The organism is Halopseudomonas pelagia CL-AP6, from assembly GCF_000410875.1.
GTDB lineage: Bacteria > Pseudomonadota > Gammaproteobacteria > Pseudomonadales > Pseudomonadaceae > Halopseudomonas > Halopseudomonas pelagia.
The window spans coordinates 193,396-214,978 of record NZ_AROI01000003.1 but is presented as its reverse complement, the minus strand read 5'-3'; the positions used below and the strand labels follow the sequence as shown (position 1 = coordinate 214,978).

The following is a 21,583-nucleotide window of genomic DNA, read 5'->3' as shown; positions in this document are numbered from 1 at the left end:
CTTTCGAGCAGGCGCAGGCAGTTAGAACGGCAGGCGGGCTTATCGCTTCTTTTTCTGCAACTGCTGCACCAAGCCCTTGGGTGGGTGCTTGATCACCAGTGAGTCGTCCGACTCGTCGTATTCGACGCGCTCGCCGAGCAAGTGCGCTTCAAAACTGATCGACAGGCCGTCGGCCTTGCCATAAAAGCGCATGAAGTTGTTCAGCGTGCGTTTGTCCGGCGGTATTTCTGGGGACAGGCCGTAATCCTTGTTGCGTATATAGTCGTAGAAGGCGCGCGGCTGCTGCTCGTCCATCAAGCCGGACAGTTCCTCCAGCGCGACCTGCTCGCCTTGGCGCGCCTGGCCGCTGACATAGCTGCTCATCGTCTTGGTCTTGTCCTTTATGGCTACCGGCTCCATGTCGGCTTCACCGACATAATCCTGAAACGCCTGGAGTAGGGTAGTGGTCTCTTCCTCGGGGTTGGCGCCTTCAACGCAACCGATAAAGTCGCGGAAGTAGTCCGACACGCGCTTGCCGCTACGGCCGCGGATAAAGGAAATATATTGCTTGGAGCTGGCGTTCTGCTTCCACTCGGTGAGGTTGATGCGCGCCGCCATGTTCAAGGCGGACAGATCCAGGTGGCGGGCCGCGGCAACGTCGAGGTTGTCGGTAACGGTGACACCTTCAGTATGGTGCAGCAAGGCAATGACCAGAAACGCGGTCATGCCCTGGCGATAGCGGATAAACAGCACATGCCCGCCTAACGCCAGGTTGGAGGCTTCCATCAACGTCTTCAACTGCTCGCTGGCCTTGGCCGTGAAGTTGACAAAATCCAGTTCCTGATCGATCAACTGCTGCAGCCAGCCGCTGAACGGGTAGGCGCCGCTTTCTTCGTGAAAGTAGCCCCAGGCCTTGTTCGGTTTGCTGTTATAGGCTTCGATCAGCCCGGCGAGCAATTGCTCCAGCGCCTCGGAGTTGGCCAGTTCGGCCTGGCGCAGGGTCAGGCTGGCGGGCTGGCCGTCGGGCTTTTTGTGAATCTGGTGGACTATGCTGCTATCGATGGGCATGGGGTCTGTCCGCAGGGGTTTTTTCAGGGCTGCACGTTAACTCAGTTCGGCAGACGGCGCAAAGGCGATACCGCCAGGCATCTGCTGCTACAGAGGGAACAGCAGCGGTACCAGTATGACGCTGACCAGCATGACCAGCGCGGTGAAGGGCACGCCGATGCGCAAAAAATCGACAAAACGGTAGCGGCCCGGATCGAGAATCAAGGTATTGACCGGCGAAGAGACCGGGGTCATGAACGCCGCCGAAGCTGCTAGCGCAACGGTCATCGCGAAGGGTACCGGTGATACGCCCAGAGCTTGTGCGGTGGCAATGGCGACCGGCGCCATCAGCACGGCAGTGGCCGTATTGGAGATGAACATGCCGATCAGCGCCGTAGCCAGAAACAGGGTTGCCAGCAAGGCATGCGGCCCGGCATCGCCCAACAGCTGAATCAGCGCGCTGACGGTAAGGTCGATCCCCCCGGTCTTCTGCAGCGCGCGAGCGAAAGGCAGCATGCCAATGATTAGCAGCAGGCTGGGCCAGTGGATGGCACGATAGGCCGAGTCCATATCGATACAGCGGAAGGCGCCCATCAACAGGCAGCCAATCAGCGCCGCCAGCACGTTGGGTACCCATCCGCTGACCATCAACGCGACCATGATGGCCAGACTGAGCAGCGCATAAGGGGCCTTGCGTTTGGCAGGAGCCACCTCGTCTATTTCAGCAGGCAGGCTGAGCAGCAGGAAGTCGCGGCTCAAGCCATGCAGGCGCTTGATCTCTTTCCACTCCCCAGCCACCAGCAGCGTGTCGGCGGGTTTCAGGCGTTCGTCAACCAGCAGGCCTTCAAGTGCCTGACCGCCGCGGCGCAGACCGACCACGTTGAGTTTGTGCTGGCTGCGAAAACCCAGTTCCAGAATGGTTTTGCCCGGTAGGCGGGACTCCGGTGGCAGGGCTACCTCGGCCAGTCCCAACTGGTGCGAATGGATACTGTAATACGAGGCGCTGAGCGGCAGCGGCTCCAGACCTAGTTCGTCATAGGCGCCGAGCAGTGCGATGGCCGGGCTGGCCAGATCGATCAGCAGCACATCCCCCGGCAGAACCAGGCTATTGCCTGTGGCGATTTGCAACAGCGTGCGAAAGCGCTGCTGGCGCTCCACCGCAATCACATTGATGCCGTACTGACTGCGTAGCTCCAGCTCATTCAGCGGCTTGTTCGCCAGTGGCGAGGCGAGGCCAACCTGCAAGCGTCGCTCACGTTCGGTCAACCTGTAGCTATCGGCTAGCTGCGTCAGTGTCTGGCGCGGCAATGCGTACTTGATATCGGTCTTGTTGGTGCCGAGCCAGCGCCGTGCAATCAGCATGTAACCGATGCCTAGCAGCAATACCAATAGACCGATAGGGGTGAAGCTAAAAAAACCGAAGCCGTCCAGTCCGCTGCGGACCAGTTCGCTATGCACCACCATGTTCGGCGGTGTGGCAACCAGCGTGAGCATGCCGCTGATCAAGCCGGCGAAGCTCAGGGGCATCAATAGCCGCGCCGGAGAGCTGCCAATCCGCGTGGCAATGCTCAGTACAATCGGAATAAAGATCGCCACCACGCCGGTCGAACTCATGATCGAGCCAAGCCCGGCCACTGTCAGCATTAACAGAATCAGCAGGCGTACTTCGCTGTTGCCGGCCTTGCGCACCATCCAGTCGCCAAGTTGATAGGCAATGCCGGTGCGCACCAGGCCGTTGCCCATCACGAAAAGCGCCGCAATCAGGATAACGCTGGGATCGCTGAAGCCGGCCAGGGTTTCCTCAAGCGTCAGGACCCCGGTCAGTGGCAACGCCAGAATGACCAGCAGCGCTACCACGTCCATGCGCGGCCTGTTGATAATAAACAGGATCATGCTGCTCAGCAGTAAACCCAGAACCAATAACAGTTCACCGCTCATGTGAGTGCTCCCGCCGGCCTACAGCCCGGCGATGTGGGTACGCTGCTCACTGAGCTGGGTCAATGCTTGCTCGGCATCGGCCAGCTTGGCGCGTTCCTTGTCGATCACCGCTGGTGGCGCCTTGTCAACGAAGCCGGCGTTGGACAGCTTGCCGCCAATACGTTTGATCTCTCCTTCTAAGCGCGCTATTTCCTTGTCCAGGCGCGCCAGCTCGGCAGTCTTGTCGATCAAGCCGGCCATCGGTACCAGCACCTCTAGTTCACCCACCAGTGCGGTGGCGGACAGCGGCGCTTCTTCACCGTCAGCCAGTACCCGGATGGATGACAGTTTGGCCAGCTTCTTCAGGAAGGTATCGTTCTCCGTCAGGCGTCGCTGGTCTTCACTGCCAGCCCTGCGCAGCAGCAGTTCCAGCTCCTTACCCGGCGCCACATTCATTTCACCGCGGATATTGCGCACGCCGAGAATCAGCGCCTTGAGCCATTCGATATCGCCTTCGGCGGCTGTATCGATGCGCTCTTCGCTGGCCACTGGCCAGGGCTGCAGCATGATTGTCGGACCGGCTTTGCCGGCCATTGGCGCAATACGCTGCCAGATCTCTTCAGTAATAAAGGGCATGAACGGATGCGCCAGACGTAGCGCTACTTCCAGTACCCGCACCAGCGTGCGACGGGTGCCGCGCTGCCGTTCGGCTGACGCGTTTTCATCCCATAGAACTGGCTTGGACAACTCCAGATACCAGTCGCAGTACTGGTTCCAGATAAACTCGTAGAGCGCGGTGGCCGCCAGGTCGAAACGGAACTGCTCGAGCTGGCGGGTCACTTCGGCCTCGGTGCGCTGCAGCTGGGAGATGATCCAGCGGTCAGCCAGGGTCAGTTCAACAGCTTCACCACCAACACCTGTGTCTTTATCCTCGCACTGCATCATCACATAGCGCGCGGCATTCCAGATCTTGTTGCAGAAGTTGCGATAGCCTTCCACCCGGCCCATATCGAACTTGATATCACGCCCGGTGGACGCCAGCGAGCAATTGGTAAAGCGCAGCGCGTCAGTGCCGTAGGCGGCAATGCCGTCGGGAAATTCGGCACGGGTCTGTTTCTCGATCTTGTCTGCCAGCTTGGGCTGCATCATGCCGCTGGTGCGCTTGCTGACCAGTGATTCCAGATCGATACCGTCAATGATATCCAGCGGGTCTAGCACGTTGCCTTTGGACTTGGACATCTTCTGGCCCTGGCCGTCGCGCACCAGGCCGTGCACGTAAACGGTCTTGAACGGGATCTGCGCGGTGCCATCGTCATGCTTCATCAGGTGCATGGTCAGCATGATCATCCGTGCGACCCAGAAAAAGATGATATCAAAGCCGGTGACCAGCACATCGGTCGGGTGGAAGGTCTTCAGCGCATCGGTCTGCTCGGGCCAGCCGAGGGTAGAGAAGGTCCACAGCCCGGAGCTGAACCAGGTATCCAGTACGTCTTCATCCTGGCGTAGCGGCGCATCACCTAGGTTATGTTTGGCGCGCACTTCGGCTTCGTCGCGGCCGACATAGACCTTTCCTGATTCGTCATACCAGGCGGGGATGCGATGGCCCCACCACAGCTGGCGCGAGATGCACCAGTCCTGAATGTCGCGCATCCAGGAGAAATACATATTTTCGTACTGCTTGGGTACGAACTGGATACGCCCATCTTCCACCGCAGCAATCGCCTGCTCGGCCAGCGGCTTGGTGGAGACATACCACTGGTCGGTCAACCAGGGCTCGATGATCACGCCGGAGCGGTCGCCCTTGGGCACTTTCAGCGCGTGCGGCTCGATCTTGTCCAGCAGGCCCGCGGCGTCCAGATCGGCAACGATACGTTTGCGCGCGTCGAAACGATCGAGTCCGGCATAGGCCGCCGGCAGGCTGGCGTCCAATACGGTATTAACGCTGCCATCAATGTTGAAAATTTGCGCACTGGCGAGAATCGCCGCGTCTTTGTCGAGAATATTGATCAGCGGCATTGCATGGCGCTTGCCGACTTCATAGTCGTTGAAGTCGTGAGCCGGAGTGATCTTCACGCAGCCAGTGCCAAATTCCGGGTCGCAGTAATCGTCGCCGACAATCGGGATGCGCCGGCCAACCAGCGGCAGTTCGATAAATTTGCCGATCAGCGCCTGATAACGCTCGTCGTCGGGATTGACCGCAACAGCGGTATCGCCAAGCATGGTTTCCGGGCGCGTGGTGGCAACGATCAGATGATCCTGGCCGTCGGCGGTTTTCTCACCATCGGCCAGCGGATAACGCAGGTGCCACAGCGAGCCGGTCTCATCGTGGTTCTCTACTTCCAGATCGGAAATTGCCGTATGCAGCTTCGGGTCCCAGTTGACCAGGCGCTTGCCGCGGTAGATCAGCCCGTCTTCATGCAAGCGAACGAAGGCCTCCTTGACCGCATCGGACAAGCCAGCATCCATGGTAAAACGCTCACGGCTCCAGTCCACCGAGCTACCCAGCCGGCGAATTTGCCGGGTAATGGTGCCGCCGGATTCTTCCTTCCACTCCCAGACCTTTTCCAGAAACTGCTCACGGCCCAGATCATGGCGTGACTGGCCTTGGGCCGCGAGCTGGCGCTCAACCACCATCTGGGTGGCGATGCCAGCGTGATCGGTACCCGGTTGCCATAGGGTGTTGCGGCCCTGCATGCGCCGGAAGCGGATCAGCGCATCCATGATCGCGTTGTTAAAGCCATGGCCCATATGCAGGCTGCCGGTCACGTTCGGCGGCGGCAGGGCAATGGTGTAGGACTCGCCTGAGCCCTGCGGAGCGAAGTAGTTGTTCTGTTCCCAGGTCTGGTACCAGGAGGTTTCGATGGCGTTGGGCTGGTAAGTCTTATCCATGGGTGTTCAGGGTGTCCGGATGTTGGGTTAGGCGAGTGATTAGTCGCATTTTCAAGGGGGGGCGACAGCCGCGCAAACGAGCATTATAGCGGTCTGGGGCAGGTCAGGCCCAGTCTGTTAAGTTATTTCATTTGTTCTTGAACCATCTGCTCCAATTTATCCCGCAGTCGGTTGCGCAGTTCGGCTTCGATGGTGGGAATCAGATCGTCGATCACGTCCTGCAGGATTAATTGCGCTTCAACGTGCAGGCGAGCTTCCATACGCAATTGGCGGGCGCCGGCTTGCGCATCGGGCGGGGTACCGAAATGCTTGGTCGAGTATCCCGGCGGCGGATTGACCAAGGTGCTGGTGTGGGTGCCAGGCTTGGGGGCAGGGGGTATATGGCCAGCCATCAACCGGTCCAGTTGCACTCGCTCTTCTGCTAGCCTGGCCAATTGGTCGTAAGGTAGAAAAGGGTTGGGCTTGGGCCGCAGGGGTTGGGTCGCAGGCGCCTCGTGTTCATTTTCGCCAGGGCGGTTGCCAAGGGGGGTGAGCGGCCCGGTAAGGTTCAGCCCGGGTGCGTCGACGATCACGTCCTGTAGCAACGGAACATCGAGGTGCTCATCTGATACATGGGCTAGCGCTGTCTGTTCCGACTCGTTTGGATGCTCGTCCAGCAGGGTGCGGATCGATTCCAGATCTTTCAGTAGTCTTGAGGGTTCAGATGGGTCGCGCTGCGCCATGATTCATCCCGCTGTGCGTAACTGATGCGTTTGCAGAGGATAGCCCCGTTCACGGTAGAAACGAAAGCGCTCACGTGCCGGGACGCGAACCGGATCAAGTTCGATGACGATTTCAGCCAGACGGTTAAATTGGCTGAAAAAGGCTGGGCTCTGGTCCGCCAAGTTGATCAACAAGTCATGATGTTCGCCTGCATCCTCCCCGTAGCCGCAGACGACCTTGGCATTTGGCTGCTCGGTAGTGCTGGCGTGGGGTAAAAAGGCATCGGCGCGGAAGCTCCAAAGCAGTTCGTTCAGTGTTTGGGCTTGTTGTTCATCGGCGCAATGCAGGTAAACCTGGTGACCTTTGCTCCAGGCCTTGTGTGCCAGTCTGCAGGCATAGTCGAGCCGCGTTTGCGGTGCGCTGCTGGTCAGCAGGTAGAAGTCGATACGGGTCATAAGGCAGCCTCAGGCTCCAAGCGGCACTCTGCAAGCGAAAGCTCATGGGGCCCCGCAGGGCTGATTGAGGCTTGTCGTTTGCAGAGTGCCGCAGCTGGCGTCAGCCTGCCTGGTTGAGCAGGTACTGGGTCAATAGCGGTACCGGTCGGCCGGTTGCGCCTTTGTCCTTGCCGCCGCTGGTCCAGGCAGTGCCGGCGATGTCCAGGTGCGCCCAGGGGTAGGCCTTGGTAAAGCGCGACAGGAAGCAAGCCGCTGTAATGGTACCGGCTTTGGGGCCGCCGATATTGGCTATGTCAGCGAAGGGGCTGTCCAATTGCTCCTGATATTCGTCGAACAAGGGCAACTGCCAGGCGCGGTCGTCGGCTTGTTTGCCGGCATCAAGCAGTTGTTCGATCAGCGCGTCATTGTTGCCCAGCAGGCCGCTGGTGTGGGCGCCCAGCGCCACTACGCAAGCACCGGTCAGGGTGGCAATGTCGACCACACTGGCGGGCTTGAAACGTTCCGCGTAGGTCAAGGCGTCGCACAGGACCAAGCGTCCTTCGGCATCGGTGTTTAACACCTCGATGGTCTGACCGGACATGCTGGTGACAATATCGCCCGGCTTGGTCGCAGTACTGCTGGGCATGTTCTCGGCGGCAACCACCAGGCACACCAGGTTGATCGGCAGCTGCAAGCTGACGACCGCTTTCACGACGCCGAATACGGTAGCCGCGCCACACATGTCGTACTTCATTTCATCCATGGCAGCGCCAGGTTTTAGGCTGATGCCACCCGTATCGAAGGTGATGCCTTTGCCCACCAGCATATGGGGCTTGTCTTTGGTTTTGCCGCCCTGGTAGCTGAAGCGAATCAGTTTGGCCGGTTCTGCACTGCCGGCGCTGACCGAGAGCAATGAACCCATGCCCAGAGCCTTCATGTCTTTTTCTTCCAATACTTCTATTTCCAGCTCTTTGTACTGCTTGCCCAGTGCTTTGGCTTCCTTGGCCAGATAGGTCGGCGTACAGACGTTGCCGGGCAAATTGCCCAAGGTGCGAGTCAGGTCGGTACCATCGCTGATTGCCTGGCCATGGCTGATAGCCAGGGCGAGCGCCTCAGCGTCAGCCTTGTCGGCGGCCCACAGCAGGCATTTTTTCAGTCTTGAGGGAGTGGCCTTCTTGCTCTTGAACTGATCGAACTGATAAAGGCTTTCACGCAGGGTTTCGACTAGCAAACGACTGCGCGAGTACAGATCGCGGCCCTTCACGGCCAGTGCCGGCAGGGTCAGCAGCGCGTCGGTCGCACCGCCATCCTTCAGGGTTGCTGCAATCTTCTGAACCAGTTTGCGCAGCTCCCGATCACCCAGTTCTTCATCTTTGCCGCTGCCAATCACCAGAACGCGCTGGGCGGTGATGCCCGGCAGGCCAAACAGCATCAGTGTTTGACCGGCCTTGCCACTGATGTCGCCTTGTTTGATGGCTGCGCTAATCTGACCGTTACAGGCGTTGTCCAGCATCTTCACCGGACCCGTCAGGGTTTTCGCTTCGCTGAGGGTGACAACCAGACAGCCCGTCTTGATTGTTTCCAGTGTGCCGTGCTTGACGTTGAACTCCATGGTACTCCCCAAGACAAATGATGTGGTATGACTGATAATACTCGCCCAGAACAAGCCTGGTGCAAGGACTACCTTGCAGGACTTGAGGGTGCGCTTGCAACCAGCCGCGCTATCCCTGCATTCTGGCTTATTCCCGTGCCTTGAGCCAAGGAAGTTATCGTGATTGTGTTTCGTTATCTGAGCCGCGAGGTGCTGTTGACCCTGACTGCTGTCAGTGGGGTGCTACTGCTGATCATTATGAGCGGTCGTTTTATCAAGTATTTGGCTCAGGCTGCCGCAGGGCAGCTCGACCCGGGCGTGCTGTTCTTTATCATGGGCTATCGGCTGCCCGGCTTTTTGGTGCTGATTCTGCCGTTGGGCATGTTTCTGGGGATTTTGCTGGCTTACGGACGTATGTATCTGGACAGCGAAATGACCGTGCTTTCGGTCACCGGCATCAGTGACCGAAAGATTCTTGGCTATACCCAGGGCTCGGCATTGGTTGTCGCCTTGCTGGTGGGCTTTCTGAGTGTATGGGTGGCCCCGACCGGGGTCTTGAAGACCCAGCAGCTGTTTAATGAACAGGACGCGATGACCGAGTTCGACACGTTGGCCGCCGGGCGCTTTCAGTCGCTGGGCAGCGGGCAACGGGTCACCTATGCGGGTGGTTTGTCGGATGATCGTACCCAGCTGCAGGAAATATTTATCACCGAGCAGGCTGGCGATGTCGAAGAAGGGCGGGTGGGTGTGCTGGTAGCAGAAACCGGTCGCCAGCAAATGAACCCGGATGGCAGCCGTTATCTGATGCTTTATAACGGCTTTCGCTACGACGGTAAGCCAGGCGCTGCGGACTTCCGGGTCATTCAATATGACACCTACGGCGTGCTGCTACCCCGGCCAGAGGTGGTGACTGAAGTGACCGACCGCGAGGCGATTGCCACACTGGATCTGTTCGGCAGTGACGATCTGCGCCTGCAAGCGGAACTCCAGTGGCGTTTGTCTTTGCCGATTCTGGTCTTTGTTGTGGCCTTTTTCGCTGTACCTTTGGCCCGGGTGAATCCGCGTCAGGGTCGGTTCCTCAAGTTGTTGCCAGCGGTGATGCTGTATATGGCTTATCTGGCACTGTTGATCAGTGCCCGTGGCTGGATGGAGTCGGGCGCAGTACCAGCGTTCCTGGGCTTGTGGTGGGTGCATCTGGTGTTTGCTGGGGTAGGGTTGATGCTCAACCGCGAGGCGCTTTTCGCGCCTTCATCGGCGGCTCCGTACAAGCGAGGTCAGCATGCATAAGCTTGATTGGTATATCGGCAAGACGGTGTTGCTGAACATCTTGGTTGTGGCGATGATTATTCTCGGATTGGATCTGGTATTCGCCTTTATTGGCGAGCTGGACGATGTAGAGGGCAATTATGGCGCGGGGGATGCCTTGACCTATACATTGCTCACCGCTCCCCGCCGTCTTTACGACATGCTGCCCATGGCTGCGCTAGTGGGCTGTCTGATTGGCTTGGGTACCTTGGCCAGTAACTCGGAATTGACGGTGATGCGCGCTGCGGGCGTGTCTGTGACGCGGATCGTTGCGGCGGTGTTGAAACCGCTGCTGGTGCTGATGCTCGCTGGAGTGCTGCTGGGTGAGTACGCCGCGCCCTATAGCGAGAACCTGGCGCAAAATCGCCGGGCTATTGTCCAGGGCAGTGATGGTGCTTTTCAGTCCCGGGGGCTATGGCACCGTGAAGGTAATGATTTCCTGCATATCAACGCGGTACAGCCCAGCGGTGAACTGGTGGGTGTGACCCGCTATCGCTTTGGCGCGGAGCGTCGCTTACTGGAATCCAGTTTCGCCAGGCGGGCTACGGTGCAGAGTGATCATTGGCTGATGCAGGATGTCGAGGCCACCCGGTTTCTGGACAACGGCAACAGTGAGGTGGCAGTCAGTGACGAGGCGCGCTGGGATGTGCTCTTGTCTGCCGAGCTTTTGCGGGTGGTGATGCTGGAGCCTGACGTGCTGTCATTGTCAGCTATCTGGCAGTATCAGAACTATCTTGCCGAACAGGGGCTTAACAATAGCCAATACTGGCTGGCCTTCTGGAAAAAATTGCTGCAACCCCTCGCCACCCTGGCGCTGGTGTTCGTAGCGATTTCTTTTGTATTTGGCCCGTTGCGTTCGGTGACGCTCGGGCAGCGCATATTTACCGGTGTGCTGGTGGGTTTCAGCTTTCGCATCCTGCAGGATTTACTTGGCCCTTCCAGCTTGGTGTTTGGCTTTTCGCCGCTGATCGCGGTGTTGTTACCCATTGGTATTTTGCTGGTAATGGGCTCGTATCTGATGAAACGGGCTGGCTAAAAACCAAGCGGATATTGGGCATTCGGATTTAGCCGCTAGCGCTTGAATGTGCCTTTGGGTAGTGCGACCAGTCGCGTACCGGAGGCAATATCCTGCCAGGTGCGAGACTGCTTGTCCCAGAGCATCCACAGCAGACCAAGACCGCCACATAGCCAGGCCGCCTGGGCGGCAACAAAGCGTATCAGCCCCTGCTTGCGGGTAATTGATTGTCCGTCAGGCTGCTCGACCCGAATCCGCCAGACCTGCATTCCTAGCGTTTGGCCCTTGAGTGTCCAGAAGCTCAGATAGAACAGCAGGCTAACGGCAAGCAGGATAAGTCTTAGCAGGTAATCGCCATCGAGCATTCCGCTTTCGCTTTGCTGTTGGACCTGTTCTGCGCCGCTGATCAAAACGCGTACACCCAGGTACGCAAAGGTGGCGACCATCCAGAGAGCAATGAGCAGAAACAGATCATAGCCAGCGGCGGCGAGCCGACGAATCAGGCTGGCCGGGGGGAAGTCGCCAACGGGTTGGAGTGGCTTGACCTGCATGAGTGCTCCAGAAAAGGGATGGTTAACGCCGGGTAAGGGGTGCGCTGGCAAAGTGTACGGCGGCCAGACCATGTTGCATCAGGGCGCGAATATTGGCGTGGTCCTGTCCTGCGGGTGTGGCCAGTACGGCCTGATAGTGCTCGGCAAAACACTGTAGTGTCTGTTCATCATTCAGTTGCTGATCCTGCGCCATGGCCAGCACCTTGCAAGAGCCCTGGTTCTGCTCGGAGCTGTTGCTCACCGGGCCGTTAGTAAAGGCGCTTGCCTGGCAGTAGTAATGCTCGGCGATAAAATCCAGGGTATCGGCAAAGCGATGTTCTGCGGTGCCCAACCGGGCGATCAACTGGTTGGCTGTCATGGTTTGCTCGCGGTGTTTTGAGCCTTGTCCAGCGCAGCCTGCTGTGCTGGACTGGCTTCTTTCTGGTAGCGCGCTTTCCACTCGGCATAGGGCATGCCGTAAATGGCTTCGCGCGCCTGCTCCAACGACAGTTCGATATCCATGTCATCGGCGGCGCTCTTGTACCATTTGGCCAGGCAGTTGCGGCAGAAGCCAGCCAAGGTCATCAGATCAATATTCTGCACATCCTTGCGGCTGCTCAGATGGCCGAGTAGCGTCCTGAAGGCGGCTGCCTCCAATTCAATGCGTTCTTGCTTGGTCATGTGTTCAGCTCCGCTTGATCGGGACATGTTGACGGGGATGATACTGGCCCCTCAGCACAGCGGCAATGGCTCGGTTATCTCAGTTATCGTGGCTAGCGCTCAGGGTGATGGAAACCGACTCGGCAAAGCGCAGGGCATGAGGTTTGTCCACCTCCACTTCCGCGTAGTGCACCTGGGGATGGGTCATGATCAGGTCCAGCACTTCCTGCGTCAGCCGTTCGAGTAGCGCAAAGCGGTGAACTTCAACATGACTGATAACGGCCTTGGTGATAGTGCGGTAGTTCAGTGCTTGCTCAATCTGGTTGCCGGAGACCGCATCAGCGGCCGGATACAGGATAGTCAAATTGATCTGCACATCTTGCTTGTTACGGATTTCGTCTTCGTTGATGCCGATATAGGTGCGCAGCATCAGATTTTTGACTCTGATGCGTGCCATGCCGGGTGCCAGACGAGGCATGTTAGCTCCCTCTCGTGATCAGTTGCAGAAACTCCTGACGGGTATTCACTGACTCGCGAAAGGCACCGAGCATCACCGAGCTGTGCATTGAGGAGTTCTGTTTTTCCACGCCGCGCATCATCATGCACATGTGTTTGGCTTCGATGACTACCGCAACGCCCTTGGCCTGGGTCACCGATTGCAGTGCATCGGCAATCTGCCGAGTCAGGTTTTCCTGGATCTGCAGGCGTCGCGCATACATGTCGACGATACGTGCCACTTTGGATAATCCGATCACCTTGCCGGTGGGGATGTAGGCGACGTGTGCTTTACCGATAAAGGGCAGCAGGTGATGTTCGCACAGTGAATACAGCTCGATATCCTTGACGATCACCATTTCATCGTTGGTGGAGTCGAACAATGCGCCATTGACGATCTCCTCTAGTGACTGGTCATAGCCGCGGCAGAGAAACTGCATCGCTTTCGCCGCGCGCAGCGGAGTGCCTTTCAAGCCCTCGCGCTGCGGGTCTTCACCTAGGCCGGAGAGGATGTTGTGGTAGTTCTGGGTTAGGTCTTCTAGGCTCATCTCTGGAGTCTCGTGGGGTGTCATTTCAGGTGTCTGCCGCCGTTTAGGGTCAGGCTGGTTCCGGTGATGTAGCAATTGTCCATCAGGTAACGTATTGACTGGTAGACCACATCCGGCCCTGGCTCTATACCCAATGCCGACTTATTCAGTGTGCGCTCACGGTAGGCCTGATCATCTTCGGGGTTGAACATGATCAGCGCCGGGGCGATCGAGTTGACCTTGACACTGGGTGCCAGCCGTTTGGCGAAGGACAGCGTCAGATTTTCCAGGCCTGCCTTGCTGGCAGAGTAAGCCATGTGATGGGTGCTGCCTTGTTGGGCCGCGTAATCGGTTAGATGAATGATATCTGTTTGGCGGTCCGGATCCAGCAACTCCAGGCAGGCATTATTGATGAGCATGGGTGCCTGCATGTGCAGCATAAATAGGGTCTGGAACGCGTCGGCGCCAGCGTCGTCGTCGAGCCAGAGAGAAGCGTTGTGAATGATCGCGCGTAGTTTTGGGGCGCGGCTTCGCAATGTGTCGATAAACTGCTCGATTCCACTCATGGTGGAGAAATCAGCCAGTATCGCTTCAATTCCTTTCAGCGGCTCGGTCAGCCACTCCTGGCGCAAATGACGGCAGGTAATGATCACATGATAGCCATCTTCGGCCAGTCGCTTGGCGCAATGCAGGCCGATACGCTGACCTGCTCCCGTGATCAATATGCTTTGTTGGCCTGTCATGTCTGTCTCGTATTCTGGGTAGGACTTGGCAATCTCGGGCCGGGGGTACTGCGGCAACGGCGACGAATTGCCAAATCCTGCCTAAACTTATACCAATACTGTATTCTGTACAATTGTTTGAAAGTATTTAGCTACAATTGCTCGCTTTTAGGCGGTTTCATCACTCTTTATGAGTTGAAAAGGTGGCGTTGATCGACTTTTTTGTACAATAATTTTGGCTCCGGCCATTATCCGATAGAGGCACCGCTTCATGATGTTAGGCGCAGATCTCAAGCGAGCTAGCCAAGTGGTCCCGACACTGACACTGAATATTATCACGCATAGCGCTCTGGGACGGTACGCGGTGCAGATCCAGGCTGAAGGCCTGGGTCCTCAATTGCTGCTTGATGGGCGTGGGCGTCCCCGTTACTGGTCGGGGTTGGCGGAGGTGCGCGCAGCGTTGCGCGCATGGGGCTTTCGCGGAGTCTCTTTGACGGTTATCGTGCCACAAGATGAGATTATTGGGCGCCAGTAAGGCGCCTGGCGCTCACTCCAACCCGGATTTGCGCCGAGTCGTTCGCTGTTGGCATTGCCCGCTACTGCAAGCGTTGCCGGCTGGCATGGGTATTATCTTGGTCAGATGTGGCCTGATCATGCAAAATTGCCGGTAGCTCCATTGCCAGAATGGCCGCGCCCAGCGCCATGCCAGTGGTTTTACTAACCAGCCAAGGCCTACTGCACAGTAGCTCCAATAAGTTGCGTCTATTCCCGAGACGACCCGTCCGTTGTTGAAGCTGGCATGTAAACAGTTGAGCATTTGCTCCCGGGTCAAACCTGGCAGTGGCTTGGTCTCGATTGCGGAAATATCCAGAAGGTGCAACCTTCCTCGCTGGTTTCGCTTCAAAAACAATTGTATTTCGCGTAGACACAGAGGGCATTGCCCATCGTAATAGAGCGTTAGTGGCCAGCATGCAGTGGTAGGCAGGGTATTGGAGGTCATGGTGTCGGCCTGTTGGAGAGCCTGCGGTAGCAGGCAGCTTCTAAGTGATGTACAGGCTTTAGCTATTGCCTAACTTCTGTACAATGGGGATCAATTTAGCGGCCCTGTACAGCACTCCACAATCGTTAAAACACGGAACACTGACTTTCACTGTAAGTAGATATGACCACATGACTGAAAAGCCAGCTTCTCTAGCGCCGTCCCTGGATCTTAATAATGAGGATCTGTATCCGATTCGTGAAGTCTCCAGGCTCACCGGGGTAAACCCCGTGACCTTGAGAGCATGGGAACGGCGCTATGGCCTGCTGGTGCCGCATCGCACTCCAAGTGGGCACCGGCTTTATTCTATGGCAGATATAGAGCGAGTGCGCTCGGTCATGTCCTGGATCGAGCGTGGTGTTGCGGTCAGCAAGGTGGCATCCATTATCGACCGGCAAGTTAATCCCGCCACTGTGGCCGAGCCCGCTGCCGAAGTCGATACGGCTGCGGCCAATCTGGCTGCTGCCGATCTGCAGCAGTGGCGAGGTCGGTTGATTGAAGCGGTCAACGGCTTTGATCTGCGCGGTCTGGATTTGCTCTACGGTCAGGTGCAGGGCGACTATCCGCTGTCGGTGATGTTCGAGGGTGTGGTTATGCCGGTATGGCGACGCTTTCGCGATAGCAGTGAGGGCGCAGGGGTGTCAGGTCAGTGGGCGTTTTTGGATGCCTATCTGCGCGGACGTTTGTTTCAACGCTTGAGCTATCGCCGTTCGGGCTACCCCAGTGTCATGCTCGCAGGGCTGCCGGGGCCGCAGGCAGAGTTTGAAATGCTGGTGGCCGCGACGTTTATTGCTGCTGCGGACGTCGATGTGATCTACCTGCCAGCAATACCGTCGCTCTCCGAGCTGACAGATATGGCCCAGCGTTGTGGCTGTGATGTGCTCGCCCTGTATGGCGAGCGTGCGGTTGAAGATGATCTGCTCAGGCAACTATCGCGGATGGAGCAGGCGCTAGAGTGCCCGGTAGCGGTGGTCGGCGCCTTATGTGAAGTGCAGCCTACGGATCTGCTGCGTGCAGGTGCATTGCTCTTGGGTGAGCCATGTGAGGGGCTCACCGCCAAAATGCAATTGCTGCTAGCGGGGAGGTTGGATGCCTGAAAACTACATTAGGTACAGCCGTTGCGTTATACGTTATTACAAATAGCGACGATTAATCCTACATCCTTCTGTACAAAATGCGGATTCATGGATAACTTGTGTATAAGTTAAGTATGTCGACACCGGCGTCGATCACATGAGCTGCGCACCCCAGTAGCCGTCTTCCCCCTTTGTGGCTACTGGGGTTTTTTAACTGAGGTTTTTATTAAGCCCACGTGATTCGTTTACTTGTACAGCTCCCGCCATATTCTCCGATCACGGAATACCGTACTCATCCTTGTTGTTTCGCTAATTGCGCTCTTAGACGGCAGATCTCAGCTTCCAGTTCTTGCACCTTCTGCTGCGCCGCAACCTGCTCGGTGACATCTTTCTGAATGCCGATGTAATAGGTGAGTTGGTCTGCTTCATTGAATACAGGGGTGATGGACAGCTCGTTCCAGAACAAACTGCCGTCCTTGCGGTAGTTGCGAATCACCTGGCGGCAGGGGACTCCATCCTTGACTGCTTGGCGGATAACATCCAGACCGGGCTGATCGCGGTCATCCTTTTGTAGGAAACGGCAATCCTGATAGAGGATATCATCGGTTTTATAGCCGGTCAGCGTCTCGAATGCGTGGTTCACGTAGATAAGGATGTTGTCGTCGCCCTCTTGCTCGGCAACACAGATACCGTCGTTCGACGCGTTGACCACAAGCTGCAGTAGTTTGGCATTGATCATTGCAACAGTATTCCCCTGATATTTAGACTCATTCTATAGCAACCTCCTACGCTGTCTACCGCCCCCGAGACTAAAGACTGCGGCATAATAGGCTTCTTTTTGAGCGACACTCTGGAGTAGTTCATGCAAGTAGCGGTGCTCAGTGGTTCGGTGTTTGGCACAGCCGATATGGTGGCAGATGAGGCGGCCAGTGTGTGCGCAAAAGCTGGCCTGGATGTAATTCGAATCAAGCCGGCCACGGTGGACGCATTGCTGGCGGCCAAGCCGGATAGTCTATTAGTGTGCACGTCGACAACTGGTATGGGCGAGCTGCCTGACAGCTTCATGCCTTTCTATCTTGAGTTGCAGAGCCGCTTTCCGCTGCTGACCCTTGTGCCATTTGGGGTGATCGCTTTGGGTGATTCTGCTTACGGCGACACCTTTTGCCAGGGTGGCGAGCTGATGCGCGAGTTATTGCTTGAACTGCAGGCAGTGGAAGCCTTGCCGATGCTGCGCTTGGATGCCAGCGAAAGCGTCACGCCAGAATCCGATGCCCAGCCCTGGCTGGAGCAATGGGCCAGTCTCGTCGCCGGTTAATCTTAGGCTTTAGGGTCAGCCTTCCAGGCTGGCTTCCCCTGTGGCCAAACGGGTCAGTGACGCTTCATCGAGGATGACTATCTGCCCGTAGCGTATGTTTAGCCAACCAGCAGCTTCGAGTCGTTTAAGCAGTTTGTTGATGCTTTGCCGCGAGCTATTAAGCATCAGGCCGAGCGATTCCTGTGAGAGTTGCACAGAAGGGCGGCCGCCTTCGTCGTCCGTCTGGCCATAATTGTGCGCGTGCATCAACAAGCGTTTGGCCAGGCGTGACGGCAGCGGTAACAGCGCGCTGTCCTCAAGCATGGCGAAAGAAATACGGATGCGGCGGCATAACAGGCGCATGAACAGAGGATAGAGCTCCGGCCGGCGATCCAGCAGTTGCTGAAAGCCCTTGCGCGGGATCAGCAATAGCTCGGTAGATCCGCTGGCATGCGTATCGTGGGAGCGCGGTAGCCCATCGAACAGGGAGATCTCGCCAAACCAGCTACCTGGGCTCAGAACCGCCAGCACCGCCTCACGGCCGTCCGGGCCGATATTGCTGATACGTGCCGCGCCGGTGATGACACCATACAAGCCGTCGGGCTCGTCGTCCTTGGCGTACACGCACTCGCCGTCATCTAATTGGCGAATTTTTGCCAGCGCGAGCATTTCCTCCAGGCAGTATTCCGGAAGCTCATTGAACCAGCGATTGTTCTGCAGCAGTTTGGATAGTTTGCCGTTATCTACTGATGCGGCGACTGTAACCTGTTTGACAGTCCGCTTTGCTGTCACCGTCTAGACTCTCTTTTATATTGAACACCCCACAGTATGCCGCAACTAACCGGGGATGTGACAAGCCTGGGCGCCTGGAAAGGCTCTCATTTTTCATCTTAGACAAGAGGATTAAGCCGATGAACGCAATGCAGCCATTGCCAGTCGTTAACTTGCAAGACCAAGTGAGTGCCGAAGAGTGGCAAGTACGTGTTGATCTGGCCGCCTGTTATCGTTTGATTGCGATGTACGGTTGGGATGACGTGGTGTTCACCCACGTATCAGCCAAGATCCCAGGCACAGAGCACTTTCTGATCAACCCCTATGGGTTGATGTTCGAGGAGATGACCGCCTCTAACCTGGTCAAGATTGATCTGCACGGCAACAAGTTGACGGACACGCCCTACGATATCAATCCGGCCGGTTTTACCATTCATAGCGCGGTACATGAGGTGCGTCATGATGCCGGTTGTGTACTGCATACGCATACAGCAGCGGGTGTTGGCCTTTCCGCACAGAAGAATGGCATTCTGCCGATCTCCCAACAGTCTATTTTCGTATTAAGCAGCCTGTCCTATCACGATTACGAAGGTGTAGCGCTGAATGATGAAGAGAAGGTGCGGTTGCAGGCGGATCTGGGTAACACCAACAATATGGTCCTGCGCAATCACGGCTTGATGACCTGCGGCAAGTCAGTCGCAGAAGCCTTTCTGGCCATGTACACCCTGCAGCGCTGCTGTGAAATTCAGATCAGCGCCCAAGCGGGCAGTGGTGAATTGATTCCTATCCCGCAGCAGATCCTTGATGGCGCACGTGAGAGCATGCGCAAGGTCACCAAGGGCGCTGGTGCGAACCTGGCCTGGCCGGCGCTACTGCGCAAAGTGCAGCGGGTTAACCCCGGTTTCGATCAGTAAAAGCTGAGGCTTAGTTGCGCTCTTCGCGCAAGAACACCAGCTTGTCTTCTGATGAGCTGGCTGGGTCGAAGCGGTAGCCGTCCAGATCAAAATCCTTCAACTGCTCGGGATCGGTGATGCGGTCCTTGATCACGTACCGGGCCATAAGGCCGCGCGCTTTCTTGGCGTAGAAACTGATGATCTTGTATTGGCCGTTTTTCTGGTCTTTGAATACGGTATCGATCACCCGCGCCTTCAATGCCTTGGGTTTCACTGCGCCGAAGTACTCCTGAGAGGCCAGGTTCAACAATACGTCGTCCCCCTGCTTTTTCAGATCCTTGTTCAGCCACTCACTGATGTGTTCACCCCAGAAGCTGTAGAGATCCTTGCCGCGGGTATTAGCCAGCTTGGTGCCCATTTCCAATCGATAGGGCTGCATCAGATCCAGCGGGCGCAACAGGCCGTACAGGCCTGAAAGCATGCGCAGATGCTGCTGGGCAAAGGCAAAGTCATCTTCAGTAAAGTCTTCCGCGGCCAAGCCGGTATACACATCACCCTTGAAAGCGAGCACCGCCTGCTTGCTGTTGGTCTTGGTGAACTTGTCGCTCCAACTGCCATAGCGCGCTACGTTCAGGCTAGCCAGCTTGTCGGACAAGGACATCAGCTCGGCGATATCTTGTGGCGACTTCTCCTGGAGGATGTCGATCAGCTCGCGGCTGTGTTCGAGAAAACGCGGCTTGGTATGGGTGCTGGTAACCGGGGCTGTTTCGTAATCAAGGGTTTTGGCGGGCGAAATAACCAACAGCATAAAAAACCTCCGTATATGACTGGACGCTATTATGCCGGATTGGTCTGTGGCGTGCTCTGCATTGGGGTGATAGGTATAGCTAATAGTTCCAAGCTACAAGCGGGCCGAGAGCGGCAGAAGCTTCTGGTTGTCCTGAGGCAGTGATGCTTGACTCAGGACAACCAGAAAGCGCTCTGCATGCCGCTTCTAAAGGTGGGTTTCGGCGTACTCCGCCAATATTGAACGGGGCACGCCTTGCAGGTGGATATGCACGCCGTGGGGAAAGTCCTTAAAGCATTCGGTCAGGTAAGTCAGGCCTGAGCTGGTGGCATTCAGGTAAGGCGTGTCGATCTGCGCCAGGTTGCCCAGGCAGACTACTTTCGAGCCGCTACCCGCGCGGGTGATGATGGTCTTGATTTGGTGGGGTGTAAGGTTCTGGCTTTCGTCGATCAGGATAAAGCTCTGCTGAAAACTGCGCCCGCGAATGTAGTTGAGCGATTTGAACTGCAACGGAACGCGGTCGAGAATGTAATCCACGCTGCCGTGGGTACACTCGTCATCCATATGCAGGGCTTCGAGGTTGTCGGTGATCGCGCCCAGCCAGGGCTCCATTTTTTCCGCCTCAGTACCCGGCAGAAAGCCGATGTCTTCATCCAGGCCCTGGGTGCTGCGGGTGGCAATGATGCGTCGGTAGGTCTTGCTGACCATGGTCTGTTCGATGGCCGCAGCCAGGGCCAGAATGGTTTTGCCCGATCCGGCGGCGCCGGTCAGGTTGACCAGGTGAATATCTGGGTCGAGTAGCGCATACATGGCCAGCGACTGGAATACGTCCCTAGGCCGCAAGCCCCAGGCTTCCTGGTGCATCAGCGGTTCTTGATGCAGGTCACGCAGGCTCAGATGGTCGCCCTCAATCGATTTGACCCAGCCGATAAAACCCTGGTCATCAATGATGAAATCATTGATATGCAAAGCTGGCAGGTTGTCGATCAGTTGCACGTCATGCACGGTCTTGCCCAGCCGCTGATGGGTTTCCACGCGTTTGACGCGATCCCAGAAAGAGCCTTCAACCTGATGGTATCCGCGGGCCAGCAATGAAATGTCGTCGAGTAGCTGGTCGGTCTGGTAATCCTCTGCATCAATCCCGCAGGCCCGCGCTTTCAGGCGCATGTTGATGTCTTTGGACACCAGTGCTACGCGTGAATCGGGGTACTTGTGTTGCAGTTGGCAGAGCTGGTTGATGATCTTGTTGTCGTTCAGGTCGTTGGGCAGGCAGTGGGCGGGAATCGGCGTCTTGTCCATCAGAATCGCCAGGGTGCCATTTGGGCCTAGCTTGCCGCGTTGAATAGGAACGCCTTTTTCTACCTGATCAGGGGGCGCATCGGCGAGGGTTTTGTCAATCAGCCTGATCGCCTGCCGGCAATCGGCAGCTGTGCTGGCTTTTCCGGATTTGAGTTTATCGAGTTCTTCCAGAACGGTCATCGGGATGATGACGTGGTGTTCTTCAAAGTTCAGCAGCGCGTTGGGATCGTGGATGAGGACGTTGGTATCGAGAACATAGAAAGTATGTCGTGTCGGTCCGCACGCTTCCATTTGCAGTTACCTCGCAAGTGCCGTTATACGAGACTGTATCAGGCGCTTGAGCTGCGTCTGGCAGTCCGGGCCGACTCGGAAGGCCTTCAGGTATCAGGGGATCACCTTGGGGTTTCGGTCGGTTGACCGATATATAGCGCAGTTCAAATGACCATCACAAGCGCAAAAAAGCCAAATTGAAAATAAAGTGTACAAGCGACGAACGGGCATGTTCAGGGGCCAAAAAACCACGTTATAGTCATTGGCCCGGTGAGATGAAACGCGCTGTTACCGCCGGTTTCCCCGTTGCCCATCACGCCCACTTGCGCGCTTCTTGTTGG

23 protein-coding genes are annotated in these 21,583 nt (G+C 56.9%); 6 read left to right on the top strand and 17 right to left on the bottom strand.

Translation table 11 applies throughout. The annotated features are described in order from the left end of the window. Nucleotides 1-39 precede the first annotated feature (39 nt). From yejK to K787_RS0102300, 6 genes are all read right to left on the bottom strand, one after another. On the bottom strand, nt 40-1,047 hold the full coding sequence (gene yejK, locus K787_RS0102325; RefSeq protein WP_022961176.1) for a nucleoid-associated protein YejK: 1,008 nt from the start codon (nt 1,045-1,047) through the stop codon (nt 40-42). A gap of 87 nt (nt 1,048-1,134) precedes the next feature. Beyond that, nucleotides 1,135-2,964: an SLC13 family permease gene (locus tag K787_RS0102320; protein ID WP_022961175.1), complete on the bottom strand. Its 1,830-nt coding sequence runs from the start codon at nt 2,962-2,964 to the stop codon at nt 1,135-1,137. 18 nt (nt 2,965-2,982) lie between these two features. Then, the gene (locus K787_RS0102315) at nt 2,983-5,832 is read right to left on the bottom strand and encodes a valine--tRNA ligase (protein ID WP_022961174.1); all 2,850 of its coding nucleotides are present in this window, start codon (nt 5,830-5,832) and stop codon (nt 2,983-2,985) included. Between the two features lie 122 nt (nt 5,833-5,954). Further along, nucleotides 5,955-6,554 (bottom strand): hypothetical protein, encoded by a 600-nt coding sequence (locus K787_RS24210; protein ID WP_022961173.1) that lies wholly within the window; start codon nt 6,552-6,554, stop codon nt 5,955-5,957. Between the two features lie 3 nt (nt 6,555-6,557). Continuing rightward, nucleotides 6,558-6,989, bottom strand: coding sequence for a DNA polymerase III subunit chi (locus K787_RS0102305; protein WP_022961172.1), 432 nt, complete (start codon nt 6,987-6,989; stop codon nt 6,558-6,560). A 100-nt stretch (nt 6,990-7,089) separates the two neighbouring features. Next, a complete protein-coding gene (locus tag K787_RS0102300) occupies nt 7,090-8,580 on the bottom strand; it encodes a leucyl aminopeptidase (RefSeq protein WP_022961171.1) in 1,491 nt (496 codons plus the stop codon). 159 nt (nt 8,581-8,739) lie between these two features. Between K787_RS0102300 and lptF the strand changes: the two genes are divergently transcribed. Further along, nucleotides 8,740-9,846 (top strand): LPS export ABC transporter permease LptF, encoded by a 1,107-nt coding sequence (gene lptF, locus K787_RS0102295; protein ID WP_022961170.1) that lies wholly within the window; start codon nt 8,740-8,742, stop codon nt 9,844-9,846. After that, nucleotides 9,839-10,900: an LPS export ABC transporter permease LptG gene (gene lptG, locus K787_RS0102290; RefSeq protein ID WP_022961169.1), complete on the top strand. Its 1,062-nt coding sequence runs from the start codon at nt 9,839-9,841 to the stop codon at nt 10,898-10,900. Before lptF ends, lptG begins: the two co-directional genes overlap by 8 nt. Before the next feature lie 35 nt (nt 10,901-10,935). On the opposite strand, the gene K787_RS0102285 is transcribed toward lptG, so the two are convergent. The 6 genes from K787_RS0102285 to folM form a co-directional block, all read right to left on the bottom strand. Continuing rightward, nucleotides 10,936-11,430: an RDD family protein gene (locus K787_RS0102285; RefSeq protein ID WP_022961168.1), complete on the bottom strand. Its 495-nt coding sequence runs from the start codon at nt 11,428-11,430 to the stop codon at nt 10,936-10,938. 22 nt (nt 11,431-11,452) lie between these two features. Next, a complete protein-coding gene (locus tag K787_RS0102280) occupies nt 11,453-11,788 on the bottom strand; it encodes a HopJ type III effector protein (RefSeq protein ID WP_022961167.1) in 336 nt (111 codons plus the stop codon). After that, nucleotides 11,785-12,090: a DUF1244 domain-containing protein gene (locus K787_RS0102275; protein ID WP_022961166.1), complete on the bottom strand. Its 306-nt coding sequence runs from the start codon at nt 12,088-12,090 to the stop codon at nt 11,785-11,787. Before K787_RS0102275 ends, K787_RS0102280 begins: the two co-directional genes overlap by 4 nt. Nucleotides 12,091-12,169: 79 nt before the next feature. Further along, nucleotides 12,170-12,547, bottom strand: a complete 378-nt coding sequence (gene folX / locus K787_RS0102270; protein WP_022961165.1) for a dihydroneopterin triphosphate 2'-epimerase — start codon at nt 12,545-12,547, stop codon at nt 12,170-12,172. Nucleotide 12,548: 1 nt separating this feature from the next. Next, nucleotides 12,549-13,112 (bottom strand): GTP cyclohydrolase I FolE, encoded by a 564-nt coding sequence (gene folE, locus K787_RS0102265; RefSeq protein WP_022961164.1) that lies wholly within the window; start codon nt 13,110-13,112, stop codon nt 12,549-12,551. Nucleotides 13,113-13,132: 20 nt separating this feature from the next. Beyond that, nucleotides 13,133-13,834 (bottom strand): dihydromonapterin reductase, encoded by a 702-nt coding sequence (folM, locus tag K787_RS0102260; protein WP_028614510.1) that lies wholly within the window; start codon nt 13,832-13,834, stop codon nt 13,133-13,135. A 250-nt stretch (nt 13,835-14,084) separates the two neighbouring features. Between folM and K787_RS0102255 the strand changes: the two genes are divergently transcribed. Continuing rightward, on the top strand, nt 14,085-14,348 hold the full coding sequence (locus K787_RS0102255; RefSeq protein ID WP_022961162.1) for a hypothetical protein: 264 nt from the start codon (nt 14,085-14,087) through the stop codon (nt 14,346-14,348). 12 nt (nt 14,349-14,360) lie between these two features. Here the strand turns inward: K787_RS0102255 and K787_RS24565 are convergent, their stop codons facing one another. Then, the gene (locus K787_RS24565; RefSeq protein WP_084671901.1) at nt 14,361-14,813 is read right to left on the bottom strand and encodes a thiol-disulfide oxidoreductase DCC family protein; all 453 of its coding nucleotides are present in this window, start codon (nt 14,811-14,813) and stop codon (nt 14,361-14,363) included. 170 nt (nt 14,814-14,983) lie between these two features. Here K787_RS24565 and K787_RS0102245 point away from each other — a divergent pair, with 170 nt between their 5' ends. Next, nucleotides 14,984-15,949: a MerR family transcriptional regulator gene (locus K787_RS0102245; protein ID WP_022961160.1), complete on the top strand. Its 966-nt coding sequence runs from the start codon at nt 14,984-14,986 to the stop codon at nt 15,947-15,949. A 271-nt stretch (nt 15,950-16,220) separates the two neighbouring features. Here the strand turns inward: K787_RS0102245 and K787_RS0102240 are convergent, their stop codons facing one another. After that, nucleotides 16,221-16,667: a PAS sensor domain-containing protein gene (locus K787_RS0102240; protein ID WP_022961159.1), complete on the bottom strand. Its 447-nt coding sequence runs from the start codon at nt 16,665-16,667 to the stop codon at nt 16,221-16,223. 123 nt (nt 16,668-16,790) lie between these two features. On the opposite strand from K787_RS0102240, the gene K787_RS0102235 reads away from it, so the two are divergent. Next, a complete protein-coding gene (locus K787_RS0102235) occupies nt 16,791-17,243 on the top strand; it encodes a flavodoxin domain-containing protein (protein WP_022961158.1) in 453 nt (150 codons plus the stop codon). 15 nt (nt 17,244-17,258) lie between these two features. On the opposite strand, the gene K787_RS0102230 is transcribed toward K787_RS0102235, so the two are convergent. Beyond that, nucleotides 17,259-18,014 (bottom strand): Crp/Fnr family transcriptional regulator, encoded by a 756-nt coding sequence (locus tag K787_RS0102230; RefSeq protein ID WP_022961157.1) that lies wholly within the window; start codon nt 18,012-18,014, stop codon nt 17,259-17,261. A gap of 119 nt (nt 18,015-18,133) precedes the next feature. On the opposite strand from K787_RS0102230, the gene K787_RS0102225 reads away from it, so the two are divergent. Then, the gene (locus K787_RS0102225; protein ID WP_022961156.1) at nt 18,134-18,907 is read left to right on the top strand and encodes a class II aldolase/adducin family protein; all 774 of its coding nucleotides are present in this window, start codon (nt 18,134-18,136) and stop codon (nt 18,905-18,907) included. Between the two features lie 10 nt (nt 18,908-18,917). Here K787_RS0102225 and yaaA read toward each other — a convergent pair whose 3' ends face one another. Together yaaA and K787_RS0102215 are read right to left on the bottom strand one after the other, a co-directional pair. After that, nucleotides 18,918-19,694, bottom strand: a complete 777-nt coding sequence (gene yaaA / locus K787_RS0102220; RefSeq protein WP_022961155.1) for a peroxide stress protein YaaA — start codon at nt 19,692-19,694, stop codon at nt 18,918-18,920. A gap of 186 nt (nt 19,695-19,880) precedes the next feature. Further along, nucleotides 19,881-21,263 carry a PhoH family protein gene (locus K787_RS0102215; protein ID WP_022961154.1) on the bottom strand — a complete coding sequence of 461 codons (1,383 nt, stop codon included), beginning with the start codon at nt 21,261-21,263 and terminating at the stop codon, nt 19,881-19,883. Between the last annotated feature and the right edge of the window lie 320 nt (nt 21,264-21,583).

What these genes read in the sequence shown, in the direction of transcription:
- yejK (WP_022961176.1), bottom strand. Translation starts at nt 1,047, where the DNA reads ATGCCCATCGATAGCAGCATAGTCCACCAGATTCACAAAAAGCCCGAC.
- K787_RS0102320 (WP_022961175.1), bottom strand. Translation starts at nt 2,964, where the DNA reads ATGAGCGGTGAACTGTTATTGGTTCTGGGTTTACTGCTGAGCAGCATG.
- K787_RS0102315 (WP_022961174.1), bottom strand. Translation starts at nt 5,832, where the DNA reads ATGGATAAGACTTACCAGCCCAACGCCATCGAAACCTCCTGGTACCAG.
- K787_RS24210 (WP_022961173.1), bottom strand. Translation starts at nt 6,554, where the DNA reads ATGGCGCAGCGCGACCCATCTGAACCCTCAAGACTACTGAAAGATCTG.
- K787_RS0102305 (WP_022961172.1), bottom strand. Translation starts at nt 6,989, where the DNA reads ATGACCCGTATCGACTTCTACCTGCTGACCAGCAGCGCACCGCAAACG.
- K787_RS0102300 (WP_022961171.1), bottom strand. Translation starts at nt 8,580, where the DNA reads ATGGAGTTCAACGTCAAGCACGGCACACTGGAAACAATCAAGACGGGC.
- lptG (WP_022961169.1), top strand. Translation starts at nt 9,839, where the DNA reads ATGCATAAGCTTGATTGGTATATCGGCAAGACGGTGTTGCTGAACATC.
- K787_RS0102285 (WP_022961168.1), bottom strand. Translation starts at nt 11,430, where the DNA reads ATGCAGGTCAAGCCACTCCAACCCGTTGGCGACTTCCCCCCGGCCAGC.
- K787_RS0102280 (WP_022961167.1), bottom strand. Translation starts at nt 11,788, where the DNA reads ATGACAGCCAACCAGTTGATCGCCCGGTTGGGCACCGCAGAACATCGC.
- K787_RS0102275 (WP_022961166.1), bottom strand. Translation starts at nt 12,090, where the DNA reads ATGACCAAGCAAGAACGCATTGAATTGGAGGCAGCCGCCTTCAGGACG.
- folX (WP_022961165.1), bottom strand. Translation starts at nt 12,547, where the DNA reads ATGCCTCGTCTGGCACCCGGCATGGCACGCATCAGAGTCAAAAATCTG.
- folE (WP_022961164.1), bottom strand. Translation starts at nt 13,112, where the DNA reads ATGAGCCTAGAAGACCTAACCCAGAACTACCACAACATCCTCTCCGGC.
- folM (WP_028614510.1), bottom strand. Translation starts at nt 13,834, where the DNA reads ATGACAGGCCAACAAAGCATATTGATCACGGGAGCAGGTCAGCGTATC.
- K787_RS0102255 (WP_022961162.1), top strand. Translation starts at nt 14,085, where the DNA reads ATGATGTTAGGCGCAGATCTCAAGCGAGCTAGCCAAGTGGTCCCGACA.
- K787_RS24565 (WP_084671901.1), bottom strand. Translation starts at nt 14,813, where the DNA reads ATGACCTCCAATACCCTGCCTACCACTGCATGCTGGCCACTAACGCTC.
- K787_RS0102245 (WP_022961160.1), top strand. Translation starts at nt 14,984, where the DNA reads ATGACTGAAAAGCCAGCTTCTCTAGCGCCGTCCCTGGATCTTAATAAT.
- K787_RS0102240 (WP_022961159.1), bottom strand. Translation starts at nt 16,667, where the DNA reads ATGATCAATGCCAAACTACTGCAGCTTGTGGTCAACGCGTCGAACGAC.
- K787_RS0102235 (WP_022961158.1), top strand. Translation starts at nt 16,791, where the DNA reads ATGCAAGTAGCGGTGCTCAGTGGTTCGGTGTTTGGCACAGCCGATATG.
- K787_RS0102225 (WP_022961156.1), top strand. Translation starts at nt 18,134, where the DNA reads ATGAACGCAATGCAGCCATTGCCAGTCGTTAACTTGCAAGACCAAGTG.
- yaaA (WP_022961155.1), bottom strand. Translation starts at nt 19,694, where the DNA reads ATGCTGTTGGTTATTTCGCCCGCCAAAACCCTTGATTACGAAACAGCC.
- K787_RS0102215 (WP_022961154.1), bottom strand. Translation starts at nt 21,263, where the DNA reads ATGGAAGCGTGCGGACCGACACGACATACTTTCTATGTTCTCGATACC.